We start from the raw sequence: 13,115 nt of genomic DNA on the forward strand, positions 1-13,115 counted from the left end.
ACGTCAAGGAGGCATCGTCACCCCATGGCACAGGACCGCGTCGAGGCCGTGGAACGAGCGCTGACGGTGCTCGAGGCCTTCGACTCACCCCAGGACCACTTCACGCTGGCCGACCTGGCGCAGGTCACCGGCTTCTACAAGAGCACCCTGTTGCGACTGCTGGCCTCGCTCGAGCGTTACGACTACGTGCAGCGTGGCCAGGATGGGCGCTATCGGCTCGGCCACACCCCGGTACGCCTGTCACGGCGCCACCTGCCCAGCCGTCAGCTGGCCGCCTGGATACAACCGGTACTGGACTCCCTGGCCGAGCGCAGCGGCGAGACCGCCGCCCTGCTCGAGGTCGGCATGGGCCACGCCGAATGTCGTCTGGTCACGCTGCCCGAGGCGAGCCTGCGTCACGACCTGCGGCCCGGCATGCGCTGGACGGTGGCCAACGACGATGAGCCCGCGCTGGAGCTCCCCGGCGGCTTCATGCTATGCCGATCGCTGGACGCCTGGTCCGACGGCTTGCCGCTCTGGCTGAGCCTCTCCGGTCCTGCCGGGCGCCTGCCGCGGGACGACGCCCGGCACCATCTCGATGCCACCCTGGCCGAACTCGCGCGACGGCCGACCGATGACGCCGAACGAGGCACGCAATGAAACTCCTGCTGGTCGAGGACGACACCCTGCTCGCCGAGACGCTCGGCGATGCCCTGCGGCAAGAGGGCCACCGGGTCACCATCATCGCCGACGGCGGCGCCGCACGGCAGTGCCTCGCCACCCCCAACCACGGCCATGACCTGATCCTGCTGGATCTCAATCTGCCGGGGTGCAGCGGCCTGGAGATCCTCGCCACCCTGCGCCACCAGGACAGCGAGACCCCGGTGCTGATCCTCACCGCCCGCGGCGCCATCGAAGACCGCGTGCGCGGGCTCGACCTGGGGGCCGACGACTACCTGGCCAAGCCCTTCGCCCTGGACGAGCTCGAGGCTCGGGTGCGCGCCCTGCTGCGCCGCCAGGCCCGCGGGCACGCCCTGCAAGTGGGTGAACTGGTCTTCGACGCCCTGACCCAGCGCTTCACGCTGGACGGCGCGCCCCTGAGCCTGCCGCCCCGCGAACAGCGTCTGCTGAGCTGCCTGATGCGCCATGCCGGTGAACCGGTGGACAAGGCACGACTCGCCGAGGAAGCCTTCGCCGGTGACGCCATGGGCGACAATGCCATCGAGGTCTACATCCATCGCCTGCGCCGCCGGCTCGCCGGCAGCCGGGTGGAGGTGCGCACCGTGCGTGGGCTGGGTTATCTGCTGGAGGCGCCATGAGCGATCAGGGCAGCCTCTACCGCCGCCTGCTGGCCTGGCTGTTGCTGCCCCTGCTGGTGCTGGGCACCCTGATGCTGGTGCTGGCCTACCTGGACGCCCGGCGGACCGCCGATCGCGCCTTCGATCGCCTGCTGGAGGCCGCCACGCTGGCCATCGCCGAACAGGTCCAGTGGCAGAACGAACGGCTGTGGTTCGACCTTCCGCCGGCGGCCCTGGAGATGCTCGCCACCAGCGCCGAGGAGCGGGTGTTCTACGCGTTGGTCGACGGCGATGGCCACTTCATCACCGGCAACGCCCGGCTGCCCGGCGACCCGCGCGGCGACAGCGAGGCTGTCGACACCCTGCACTATCGCAATGTCGAATGGCGTGACCTGGCCCTGCGCCAGGGCGTTCGACGCACCCGCCTGGAAGACTGGAGCCTGCGCGAACGCTTCGAGGTGCGGGTGGCCCATACCCGCGAGGGACGCCGGGCACTGACGCTCACCCTGTTTCGCGGCAACCTGGCCTACATCGCCGCCATGGCGGGGCTGGCGGTGATCGTCGTGCTGCTGGCGGTACGCTCCGCCCTGGCACCGCTGACCCGGCTGCGCCGCGCCATTCGGGCGCGCGATCCACGCACCCTGGCGCCGCTGGAACTGCCCTTGCCACGCGAACTCGCCGAACTGCGCGAGACGCTCAACGAACTCCTGGCGCGCATGCGCCGGGTGCGGGCCAACCAGGAACGCTTCATCGGCGATGCCTCCCACCAGTTGCGCACGCCACTGGCCGGCCTCTCCGCTCGCGCCGAGCTGGCCCTGCGCCAGGACGACCCCCGGACCTGGCACGACGCCTTGCGGGCCATGCAGTCCACCAGCGCCAGCACCGCTCGCCTGGCGGTGCAGCTGCTGTCGCTGACCCGCCTCAACAACCCCGAGGCGACCCCCGAGCTGCAACCGCTGGACCTCAACGAGATCGCCCGCACGGCGACGCGTAGCGCCTGGAGTGTGTGCCATCGCGACGGCATCGATATCGGCGTCGAGACCACCGACGCGCCGATCATGATCGACGGCATCGACTGGCAGCTCGAGGAAGCGCTGAGCAACCTGATCGACAATGCCCGACGCTACGGGGCCGGTCGCATCACGGTGCGGGTTCTCGATGCCCCGGCCAGCCTGGAGGTGGAGGACGACGGCCCGGGCATTCCCGCAGAACAACGCTTGATGGTGCTGCGCCCCTTCTACCGAGGCCGCGACGGTGTCGAAGGCTCGGGACTGGGCCTGGCCATCGTGGACGGCATCGCCCGCACCCACCGGGCACGGCTGTTACTGAACGATGCCCGGGACGGCAAGGGCCTGCGCGTGACGCTGCGCTTCCTGGGAGACCGACGATGACCAAGTCGCTGTGCCTGCTGCTGTGCCTGGCATGGCTCAGCCTGCCGGGGCTGGCCAACGAGAGGCTGCACTTCCCCGCCGCGCCTCGCGATGGCGAGCCGCCGCTCTCGCTGATCGTCCATGGCGCGCTGGACCTGCCCCACGTCCAGCCGGTGCTGGCAGATTTCCACCGGCGCCACCCGAACATCGAGCTGCACTACCGCAACTTCACCACCCTCGAGCTGCATCGCCACTTCCTCGACGAAGAGGAGGACAAGGCCGACCTGGTGATCTCCTCGGCCATGCCCTGGCAGTACCGGCTGGCCAACGACGGCCATGCCCAGCCACTGAGGACGCCTCACGCCGATGACTGGCCGGACTGGGCACGCTGGCGCCGGGAGCTGTTCGGCCTCACCTTCGAGCCGATCGTCATCGTCTATCGCCGCGAACTGGCCGAACGCTTCGGGGCCATCACCAGCCACGCCGACCTGCTGAACCTGCTGGAGTCCCGCCACGCGGCGTTGCGCGGGCGCGTGGTGACCTACGATCCGGCACGCAGCGGTGCCGGCTACACCTATGCCATCGAGGAGGTGCGCCTGTCGCCGCGCTACTGGGACCTGGTCGCCGCCCTGGGCGGCGTCGATGCGGAACTGGTCGGCACCACGGGGGAGATGCTCGACGGCCTGGCGGAGGGACGCTATCTGATCGGCTACAACCTGCTGGGCAGCTACGCCAGCGATTTCGTTGCCGCTCATCCGCAACTGGAGATGGTGATCCCGCGCGACTATGCGCTGGTTACCCAGCGCCTGGCCTTCATCCCCCGCGAGGCACCGCATCCCGACGCGGCGCGACGCCTGCTCGACTATCTGCTCAGCGAGGCGGGACAACGGGTGATCGGCGAACAGACGTCACTGGGCGCGGTGCATCCGGCGCTGGAGGGCCCCGGCACGGCAAGCGAGCTGCGCTCCCGCCTCGGCGACGCCCTGCGCCCGATCCGACTGGGACCGGGCCTGCTGGCCACGCTCGACGACCTCAAGCGTGAGGCCCTGCTGGCCCGCTGGACGCGGGAATATCAGCGCTGGTCGGGTCGACCACGGCCTCATCCCTGATCGCCCCGCCGGTGACCAGCGCCGACGACGTCACCGCGCCGGGCTGAGTCGTACCGGCGCCGTGCCGCTGCGCACCATGTCGAGCTCCTCGGCGGCGCGCCGGGAGAGGTCGATGACACGCCCGCCGACGAAGGGGCCGCGATCGTTGATGCGCACCACGGTCTCGCGACCGTTGCCCAGGTGGATCACGCGCACCCGGCTGCCGAACGGCAGGGTGCGGTGGGCAGCGGTGAGTGCCTGCCGGTCATGGCGCTCGCCGCTGGCGGTACGCCGGCCATGGTAGCGATCGGCGTAGTAGGAGGCCTGCCCCTGCTCGCCGGTCCAGCCGGCCGGCACCTCGACGCCGGCCTGGTGGCCGGCACGGCTGGCACAGCCGGCGAGCAGCACGACCGCCAGCAGCAGCATCGGCAGACGAAAGGCAGTGGACTGTCGGCGTGCGCTCCGAGCGCCACGGGCGACGACGGCCTCGGCGGTAACGATATCGGCAATGACACTGCGGTGACGGGATGACATGGCGAAGGCTCGGCAAAACGGGCCGATCATTGTCGCATGCCCGGCCCGTCATGCAAGGCGGTTACCGGGGCGGTCTACCGTTTACCGGTGTCCCAGCCGCGGCTCGCTGCCAGGTGGCCTTCGAACCAGGCCAGGCGATCGTGGAGCGCCACCACGCCGCCGACGATGATCAGCGTCGGCGGGCGCAGGAGGCCCCCCAGGGAGTCCGGCATCCGCTCCAGGGTACCGCGATGCACGCGCTGGCGGGCCGTGGTGCCCTGTTCGATCAGCGCCAGGGGGGTCTCGGGCGCCAGCCCGTGGGCGATCAGCTGGCGGCGGATCTCTTCCAGGCCGTGCAGCCCCATGTAGAAGACCAGGGTCTGGCCGGGGCGGGCCAGCGCCGGCCAGTCCAGGTCCGTGCTGCCGTTCTTGAGATGGCCGGTGATGAAGCGCACCGACTGGGCATGGTCGCGGTGGGTCAGCGGAATGCCCGCATAGGCGGCACAGCCCGACGCCGCGGTGATGCCGGGCACCACCTCCACCTCGATGCCCTCGGCCACCAGCGCCTCGAGCTCCTCGCCGCCGCGCCCGAAGATGAAGGGATCGCCGCCCTTCAGGCGCACCACCCGCTTGCCCGAACGCGCCCAGTCGAGCAGTGCCTGGTTGATGTCCTCCTGGGGCAGGCTGTGGTCCGAGCGCGCCTTGCCGACATAGAGGCGTCGCGCGGCCGGGTTGGCCAGGGCCAGGACCTCCTCGCTGACCAGCCGATCGTGGAGGATCACCTCGGCCGCCTGCAGTCGCTTGAGCGCCTTGAGGGTCAACAGCTCCGGGTCTCCCGGGCCCGCCCCCACCAGGCTGACCCGGCCCCGAGGCGGAGCGTCGGGAGGCGATGCGCGATCGTCGCGAGGGTCGTGGTCGGCGCTCATATGCCCTTCACTCCAGTATTCTCCGGTCACATATGCCATAAAGTAATGAATTGGGGATCACGGCGCCACCACGAAAACGCCTCGCCCCCGCAATCCCGGCCTCACCCCCCCAGGGCCTTGCGCAGCCGGGGACTCGCCAGCTCACCGGTCAGCGTCACCGCCACCAGCACGGCCAGCAGCCAGGGCCAGTGGGCGCCGAACTCGACCCGGGCGATGCCCAGGGCATCGACGAAGATCACCAGGATGCCCAGCGGGCTGATGTAGCGCACCATGAACAGCCAGAGCGCATACCAGCGCGGCGACAGCCCCAGCTCGTCGCGGAAGGTCTCGCTCTTCAGCACGAAGCCGGCGAGCAGCACCATGCCGAGGCCGCCGAGCGGCATCATCCAGCGCGAGGTCAGGTAGTCGAGCCAGTCGAAGAAGTGGCGGCCGGCGAACGTCCAGTCGGCGCCGAGGTTGAACGACAGCATCGCCAGGGTGCTGATCAGCCACAGCAGGATGCCGGACCCCCAGGCCGCCGTACGACGTGTGACGCCCTTGTTGTCGACGAGCCAGGAAACCGTGGCCTCGACCATGGAGATTGCCGAGGTCAGCGCCGCCATGGAGAGCATGACGAAGAACAGGATACCGAACAGGGTGCCCAGCGGCATGCCCTGGAAGGCCAGCGGCAGGCTCATGAAGATCAGCCCCGGGCCCTCGCCCGGGTCCATGCCGTTGGCGAAGATCACCGGGAAGATCGCCAGGCCGGCCATCAAGGCCACCAGGGTGTCGGCGACGGCCACGCTGAAGGTGGTGCGCACGATGGAGGCGCGGGCCGGCAGATAACTGCCGTAGGTGAGGATGGCCCCGGAGGCCAGCGACAGCGTGAAGAAGGCGTGCCCCAGGGCGGCCAGCATACCGTCACTGGAGAGGCTGCCGGCGTCGAAGGAGAACAGGAAACGCCACGCCTCGCCGAAGCCACCGGAGAAGACCCCGTAGGCAATCAGGATCAGCAGCATCACCACCATGCCCGGCATCATCCAGCTGACGCTCTTCTCGATGCCGGCCTGCACACCCTTGCCGACGATCAGCATGGTGGCAAGCGTCACCAGGGTGCTCCAGAAGCCCAGGTTGAGCGGGTTCTCGTTGTTGGCAACGAAGATCGCCACCATGTCGTCGACGCCGGAGCCGGCCAGGCCGCCGGAGATCATCTTCCATAGATAGGAGAAGGACCAGCCCGCCACCACCACGTAGAACGACAGGATCATGAAGCCGCACAGCATGGCCATCCAGCCCAGCAGCGACCAGCCCGGTGAGCGTCCCGACTCGGCGACCACCCGGCGTACCGCATCGATGGGACTGCCGCGGCCGCGGCGGCCGAAGGCGATCTCGGTCATCATCACCGGTACCCCGACGGCGAGGATGCAGGCGAGATAGACCAGCACGAAGGCACCGCCGCCGTGCTCGCCGGTCATGTAAGGGAACTTCCAGATATTGCCCAGGCCGACGGCGGAGCCGGTGGCCGCCAGCACGAAGCCCCAGCGGCCGAGCCACTGGGCGCGAGGTTGTTGGGATGTTGTCATGTCTCACCAGGGAAGCAGGGGATATTGTTGTCACCCGACGCGATGAATGATCGGCATGAGCCATTCATTGTGACGGATTTTATTGTGATATGGCAGATGAACAGGAGTTGATCCTGCCCACCTGCCAGGAATGCTCCCCGCCCGGGAGGGGGCGGGGTCGTCGGGGGGATCAGTCGTCCTCGAGCACCCCGCGGCGGATCTGATCCTCCTCGATGGATTCGAACAGGGCCTTGAAGTTGCCCTCGCCGAAGCCGTCGTTGCCCTTGCGCTGGATGATCTCGAAGAAGATCGGGCCGATCACCGTCTCGGTGAAGATCTGCAGCAGCACGCCCTCGCCCTCACCGCCGTCGATCAGCAGGCTGAGCTCGCGCAGCTCCTCGACGTTCTCCTCGTGGTTCGGCACCCGCTCGTCGACCTTCTCGTAATAGGTGTCCGGGGTGCTCAGGAAGGTGATGCCGTTGGCCCGCAGGGCCCGCACCGTGGCGTAGATGTCGTCGGTGGCCATGGCCAGGTGCTGGATGCCCTCGCCGTTGTACTCGCGCAGGAATTCGGCGATCTGGGAATTGTCGTCGGCGGACTCGTTGATCGGGATATGCATCTTGCCGCAGGGGGCGGTCATGGCCCGGGAGAAGAGCCCGGTCTTCTTGCCGGCGATGTCGAAGTAGCGAATCTCGCGGAAGTTGGCGATGCGGGTGTAGAAGTCGGCCCAGACGTCCATCTGGCCGCGGTCGACGTTGTGGGTCAGGTGGTCGAGGACCTTGAGGCCGACGCTGTGGTCGTTGGCGCCCCGGCCGGGAATGGGCTCGAAGTCGATGTCGTAGATGGTGCGCCCCTCGCCGTCGACCTTGGGATCGACGAAGTAGAGCAGCGAGCCGCCGATGCCCTTGACCGCCGGAATCCCCACCTCGCCGGGGCCGACCGGGTTCTCCACCGGCTCGGCGCCGTTGGCCACAGCATGGTCGAAGGCCTGGCGGGCATCGGCGACCTTCCAGGCCATGGCACAGGCGCTCGGGCCGTGGACGCGACCGAACTCGGCGGCATGACTACCCGGCTCGGCATTGAGCACGAAGTTGACGCCTTCCTGCTGGAACAGGCTGACCCGCTTGGAGCGGTGCCGGCGGGTCTCGGTGAAGCCCAGGCGGATGAAGAGCCGGCGCAGGGCCTCGATGCCCTCGGCGGTCGGTGCGGTGTACTCGACGAACTCGAAGCCGTTGGTGCCGATGGGGTTGGTCTTGCTGATGGGCGGCACGGTCTTGGCGGGTGCGTTCATGTCTTTCCTCCAGGGGGAGCGGTTGTCGTGGAATCCCGGCGTCGGGTCGCTGGTAGTAGCCGGCGTTCCGGCGGTGCCGATGCGTGCCTCCAGACTAGTGTCCGCGGCTGCCCTTCGAAACGCCCGGTTGGCGCCCTCCCGGCGCACTCTGCCCGCCTCGGCTTGATCCGGCGTAAGGAAAACCTTACAGCCCAGCCTGGTCGGCGCTCTGCGCCGTCTCGCCGGTGCGTTTCCCTGACAGGGCGTAACGTCAACGTTACAGCTGAGGCATCAGCACCCCGCTCGCCAGGCGCCAGGCGACCCAGCCCAGGATCAGCCCGATCCCGAGTTCGATCGCCCGCCATACCCGCTGGCTGGCCAGCCGCGGCGCCAGCCAGCCGGCCGCCGCCGCCAGGCCGAAGAACCAGCCGAACGAGGCCATCGCCGCGCCGATGAAGAACCCCAGCGGGCTGGGTTGCACCGCCCCGATCGCACCGAGCAGCACCAGCGTCTCCAGATAGACCTGGGGATTGAGCAGCGTTACCGCCAGGGTGGCCGCCAACGCACCACGCCAGGAGGCCTGTTGCCGCCCGCCGGCCACCAGCGCATGCCGCGAGCAGGCCCGACGCAAAGCCAGCCAGGCCTGCCAGGCGAGAAAACCGGCGCCGGCCCAGCGGGCCACCTCCATCAACATGGCCTGCTGGGCGATCAGCGCGCCCAGGCCCAGCACGCCCAGCCCCACCAGCAGCCAGTCGCACAGCGCACAGACACCGGCCACCAGCCAGGCGTGCTGGCGCCTGAGTCCCTGCTGCAACACGAAGGCGTTCTGCGCGCCGATGGCGACGATCAACCCGGCACAGATCAACAGCCCGTTGAGCCACGATAACCACATGCGACGCTTCCTCCCTGGCAGGTGAATGCCCCCCAGGTTATGCTCGACGCATTGATTAGTTAAATGAATATATACACTAGGGGATAAGTAAATCTGATGCTCGACTACAAGCTGCTCGAGGCGCTGGTGGCGGTGATCGATCAGGGAGGCTTCGAACGCGGCGCCCGCCACCTCGGGCTGACCCAGTCGGCGGTCTCCCAGCGCATCAAGCTGCTCGAGGCACGCCTGGGTCAGCCGGTGCTGGTCAGAAGCCCGCGCCTCGCTCCGACTCTGCTGGGACAGCGGCTGCTCAACCATGCCCAGCAGGTACGCCTGCTGGAGAGCGATCTGCTGGACCAGGTGCCGGCACTGGGCAGCGGCGAACGGCGTTTGCGCCTGGCGATCAATGCCGACAGCCTCGCCACCTGGTGGCCGGAGGCCATCGGCCGTTTCAGCGAGCGCTACCGGGTGCTGTTCGAGCTGGTGGTGGTGGATCAGGAGGTGGCGCTCAAGCGCATGCGCGACGGTGACGTGGCCGGCTGCATCTGCGATTCGCCACGGCCGGTGCAGGGGGCGCGCAGCCATGCGCTGGGCAGCATGCGCTATCGCGCCCTGGCCAGTCCCGCCTTCATGGCTCGCCATTTTCCCGACGGCGTGACGCCCGGGGCGTTGCGTCGGGCGCCGGCCATCGTCTTCGGCCCCGACGACCGGCTGCAGCACCGCTACCTGGCCATGCATGGCGTGGAGCCGCCCTTCCCCCACCACCTGTGCCCCTCGTCGGAGGGTTTCGTCGGCCTGGCGCTGGCCGGGCTCGGCTACGGCATGGTGCCCGAACGACAGGCCGAGCGAGAACTGCACGAGGGGCGCCTGCAGGAGATCGATCCCGGGCCCCACCTGGCCGACGGCAGCCTGGTCGACCTCTCTCCGGGCTACGTCATCGACGTACCGCTCTACTGGCACCACTGGCGCCAGGGCGGCGAGGTCCTCGACGCCCTGACCGACCACCTGCTGCGTATCGTTGACGCCTGGTTGATGCCGCTGCCGGCGACATGACCATGCATCCTGGCGATTGTTCCGCGTCATGAAACGATCCAGCGCTGGATCGTGCGGATTTTCCCGGTCTTTTCAGGCTGGTCTATGCTCAATGCTAATCGGACTGATCCGATGGTGCACGACACGAGCATTGCCGCCAGCCCTGCGATGACCCTCGATCCTGCTGGACCAGGAGGACTCCATGACCAGTGATCCCCGCATCGGCCCCCTAGCCTTGCCAGACACCCGCGCCCGGCGTGTCGTCGAGAAACTGCTCGACGGCTCGGGCGTCACCCTCAACGGCGATGCCCCTCACGACCTGCGCATCTTTCACCCCGACTTCTTTTCCCGCGTGCTCCACCAGGGCACGCTCGGCCTGGGAGAGGCCTACATGGACGGCTGGTGGGAGTGCGACAGGATCGACGAGCTGGCCTGTCGGCTACTACGCCACGGCCTCGGCGAGCGCGCGCGCACCCCCTCCGAACGGCTGATGTATCGCCTGCAGTCAGGCTTCTTCAACCTGCAGAGCAAGGCCCGCGCCTATATCGTCGCCGAGGCCCACTACGACCTGGGCAACGACCTGTTCGAGCGCATGCTGGACCCCACCATGTGCTACTCCTGCGGCTACTGGAAGGACGCGGCCACCCTGCACCAGGCGCAGCTCGCCAAGCTCGAACTGGCCTGTCGCAAGCTCGAACTCGCCCCGGGCATGCGGGTGCTCGATATCGGCTGCGGCTGGGGCAGCTTCGCCGAGCATGCCGCGCGCCACCATGGGGTCGAGGTCACCGGCATCACCATTTCCCGCGAGCAGGCGGAACTGGCCCGCCAGCGCTGCGCCGGGCTGCCGGTTGAGATCCTGCTGCAGGACTACCGCGAGTTGGAGGGCCACTACGACCGCGTCGTCTCGATCGGCATGTTCGAGCATGTGGGGCATCGCAACTACGAGACCTACTTCCAGACCGTCGAGCGGTTGCTGGCCGAGGACGGCCTCTTCCTGCTGCACACCATCGGCTCCAACCGCTCCGTGGTGAGCGCCGATCCCTGGTTCAACCGCTACATCTTCCCCAACGGGGTGCTCCCCTCGGCCATGCATATCGCCAAGGCCAGTGAACAGGCGCACCTGATGATGGAGGACTGGCAGAACTTCGGCCCCGACTACGACCACACCCTGATGGCGTGGCTCGCGAACTTCGACACCCACTGGCACGAGATCGCCCAGCATTACAACGAGCGCACCCGGCGCATGTTCCGCTACTACCTCTCGGTGTGCGCCGGCGCCTTCCGGGCGCGCCATATGCAACTGTGGCAGGTGGTCTACTCCCGGGGACGCCCGGGACGCTACGACGCGCCGCGCTAGCAACCGGCAACCGTGAGCCATGGCCTACTGCCGAAGTCGCCCTAGCGGTATGATGTACCGCGGTGAATGACGCTGGCTTCGGTCATGTCCATCCCGGGTTGTCGGCAATCTCCTACAACCGTGGCAGGATGCGACGTCCCCCGGCTCGGCGTATCATCTAACGCTTGATTAGAGGCGCCCAGCGCCCGAGAGCAGAACACCACCTGTACGCAGCAGGACTACAAGGACACCCGCATGCCCTCCAGAGACGTCATGCCGGGTGGGGGAAAGACGAACCTTGCAACCATCACCGAGCTGACCGAGCAGTTGCCCGGTGTGATCTTCCAGTTGCAACGTGCGCCGGACGGCCACATGCATTTCCCCTATCTGGCCGGCAGCGGTACCCGCTTGACCGGCATCGATCGTCGCCAGCTGACCAAGGACGCCAGGCCGGCGCTGGCCCGACTCGACGACGCCGACTATCCGCGGTTGATGGCCGCCATCGAGCGTTCGGCGCGCTGGATGACCCCCATCACCACCAAGTTCCGCCTGCGACGGATGGGCGGCCGTCACAGCTGGATCGCCGTGCGGGCCCAGCCGAGACGGGTCGACGATGCCGTGCTCTGGCACGGCATGATGCTGGATATCTCCGAACAGGTCGCCGAGGAGGCGCGCCTGCGCCGTCTCTCCGATACCGACGACCTCACCGGCCTCGCCAATCGCCGCAAACTGATCGATCGGCTCGATGAGGAGATCTCCCTGAGCAATCGTCACGCCACCCCGCTGTCGCTGATGATGCTCGACCTGGATCACTTCAAGTCGATCAACGACACCTGGGGCCACCTCCAGGGCGATCAGGTGCTGCGCGACCTGGGCGAGCTATGCCGCGATACGCTGCGCGAGGAGGACCTGGTGGCCCGCCTGGGCGGCGAGGAGTTCGCCCTGCTGCTGCCATTGACCCCCATCCGCCACTGTCAGGCCCTGGCGCAGAGGTTGTGCGAACGCATCGCGGCCCACGACTTCGGGCTCGGTCCGGGCAACGTCACCGTCAGCATCGGCGTCGCCGAACACCGCATCGGCGAGGCACGCGACACCCTGATCGCCCGTGCCGACCAGAGCCTCTACGCCGCCAAGAATGGGGGGCGCAACCGAGTGATGAACAGCAAGTGAGCCGGGCCCTGCGCTCGCCGGCATCCCGATGGATGCCTATCCGAGATGGATCAGGAACCAGCGCGCGGCACGCGCCTCGACCATCTCGAGGGTACCGGGCTCCTCGAACAGGTGGGTGGCGCCGGGCACGATCAGCAGCTCGCAGGGGGCCGTGATACGCGCCATCGCGGCTTCGTTCAGGGCGATCACCCGGGTGTCGCGCCCACCGACCAGCAGCAGGGTCGGCGCCCGCATCCGCGGCAGATGGTCCCCGGCGAGGTCGGGCCGCCCGCCCCGGGAGACCACGGCACTCACCCGGTCGGGACGCTCGGCGGCGGCGATCAGCGCCGCGGCGGCCCCGGTGCTGGCACCGAACAGGCCGATCGCCAGCCCCCGGGTCTCCGGTGCCTCGGCCACCCAGTCCACGGCCCCGCTCATGCGAGAGCCGATCAACGCGATATCGAAGCGCAGGGCCCGGGTACGCTCATCGATCAGGCTCTCCTCCGGCGTCAGCAGGTCGAACAGCAGGGTGGCGAATCCCTGCTCGGCCAGATGACGCGCCACGCGGCGGTTGCGCACGCTGAAGCGGCTGCTGCCGCTGCCATGGGCGAAGACCACGATGCCCACCGGCGCCCCGGGCAGCAGCAGGTCTCCCTCCAGCCCGACGCCCGCCGTCTCGATCTCCAGTTGCTGCTGGGCATACGACATGGCCGGCCCTCCCGGAATGCCGCCTGAACAGATG

13 protein-coding genes are annotated in these 13,115 nt (G+C 68.4%); 7 read left to right on the top strand and 6 right to left on the bottom strand.

The annotated features are described in order from the left end of the window. Positions 1 to 24: 24 nt before the first annotated feature. From QLQ85_RS13420 to QLQ85_RS13435, 4 genes are read left to right on the top strand one after another with little or no spacing between them, the layout of a single operon-like run. Positions 25 to 639, top strand: coding sequence for a helix-turn-helix domain-containing protein (locus QLQ85_RS13420; RefSeq protein WP_282739450.1), 615 nt, complete (start codon positions 25 to 27; stop codon positions 637 to 639). Continuing rightward, on the top strand, positions 636 to 1,298 hold the full coding sequence (locus tag QLQ85_RS13425) for a response regulator (RefSeq protein WP_282739451.1): 663 nt from the start codon (positions 636 to 638) through the stop codon (positions 1,296 to 1,298). The genes QLQ85_RS13420 and QLQ85_RS13425 overlap by 4 nt, the downstream gene beginning before the upstream one ends. Beyond that, entirely contained in the window at positions 1,295 to 2,668 is a 1,374-nt protein-coding gene (locus QLQ85_RS13430) for a sensor histidine kinase (protein WP_282739452.1), read from the top strand. The genes QLQ85_RS13425 and QLQ85_RS13430 overlap by 4 nt, the downstream gene beginning before the upstream one ends. Beyond that, entirely contained in the window at positions 2,665 to 3,756 is a 1,092-nt protein-coding gene (locus tag QLQ85_RS13435; protein WP_282739453.1) for an ABC transporter substrate-binding protein, read from the top strand. The genes QLQ85_RS13430 and QLQ85_RS13435 overlap by 4 nt, the downstream gene beginning before the upstream one ends. Positions 3,757 to 3,786: 30 nt before the next feature. Here the strand turns inward: QLQ85_RS13435 and QLQ85_RS13440 are convergent, their stop codons facing one another. The 5 genes from QLQ85_RS13440 to QLQ85_RS13460 all read right to left on the bottom strand — a co-directional run bounded on the left by QLQ85_RS13440 (position 3,787) and on the right by QLQ85_RS13460 (position 8,877). Continuing rightward, a complete protein-coding gene (locus tag QLQ85_RS13440; RefSeq protein WP_326521379.1) occupies positions 3,787 to 4,269 on the bottom strand; it encodes a septal ring lytic transglycosylase RlpA family protein in 483 nt (160 codons plus the stop codon). A 74-nt stretch (positions 4,270 to 4,343) separates the two neighbouring features. Continuing rightward, entirely contained in the window at positions 4,344 to 5,174 is an 831-nt protein-coding gene (cobA, locus tag QLQ85_RS13445) for a uroporphyrinogen-III C-methyltransferase (protein ID WP_282739454.1), read from the bottom strand. Positions 5,175 to 5,275: 101 nt separating this feature from the next. Beyond that, positions 5,276 to 6,736, bottom strand: coding sequence for a sodium-dependent transporter (locus QLQ85_RS13450; RefSeq protein ID WP_282739455.1), 1,461 nt, complete (start codon positions 6,734 to 6,736; stop codon positions 5,276 to 5,278). A gap of 169 nt (positions 6,737 to 6,905) precedes the next feature. Then, positions 6,906 to 8,006, bottom strand: a complete 1,101-nt coding sequence (gene hppD / locus QLQ85_RS13455) for a 4-hydroxyphenylpyruvate dioxygenase (protein ID WP_282739456.1) — start codon at positions 8,004 to 8,006, stop codon at positions 6,906 to 6,908. A 256-nt stretch (positions 8,007 to 8,262) separates the two neighbouring features. Then, positions 8,263 to 8,877 (bottom strand): LysE/ArgO family amino acid transporter, encoded by a 615-nt coding sequence (locus tag QLQ85_RS13460; protein ID WP_282739457.1) that lies wholly within the window; start codon positions 8,875 to 8,877, stop codon positions 8,263 to 8,265. Between the two features lie 96 nt (positions 8,878 to 8,973). Between QLQ85_RS13460 and QLQ85_RS13465 the strand changes: the two genes are divergently transcribed. The 3 genes from QLQ85_RS13465 to QLQ85_RS13475 all read left to right on the top strand — a co-directional run bounded on the left by QLQ85_RS13465 (position 8,974) and on the right by QLQ85_RS13475 (position 12,394). Beyond that, positions 8,974 to 9,909: a LysR family transcriptional regulator ArgP gene (locus QLQ85_RS13465; protein WP_282739458.1), complete on the top strand. Its 936-nt coding sequence runs from the start codon at positions 8,974 to 8,976 to the stop codon at positions 9,907 to 9,909. A 181-nt stretch (positions 9,910 to 10,090) separates the two neighbouring features. Further along, positions 10,091 to 11,245 (top strand): cyclopropane fatty acyl phospholipid synthase, encoded by a 1,155-nt coding sequence (gene cfa / locus QLQ85_RS13470; protein WP_282739459.1) that lies wholly within the window; start codon positions 10,091 to 10,093, stop codon positions 11,243 to 11,245. 234 nt (positions 11,246 to 11,479) lie between these two features. Beyond that, positions 11,480 to 12,394, top strand: a complete 915-nt coding sequence (locus QLQ85_RS13475; RefSeq protein WP_282739460.1) for a GGDEF domain-containing protein — start codon at positions 11,480 to 11,482, stop codon at positions 12,392 to 12,394. 36 nt (positions 12,395 to 12,430) lie between these two features. On the opposite strand, the gene QLQ85_RS13480 is transcribed toward QLQ85_RS13475, so the two are convergent. Continuing rightward, a complete protein-coding gene (locus QLQ85_RS13480) occupies positions 12,431 to 13,081 on the bottom strand; it encodes a dienelactone hydrolase family protein (protein ID WP_282739461.1) in 651 nt (216 codons plus the stop codon). Positions 13,082 to 13,115 lie beyond the last annotated feature (34 nt).

The organism is Halomonas kalidii (assembly GCF_030010475.1).
Lineage (GTDB): Bacteria > Pseudomonadota > Gammaproteobacteria > Pseudomonadales > Halomonadaceae > Halomonas > Halomonas heilongjiangensis.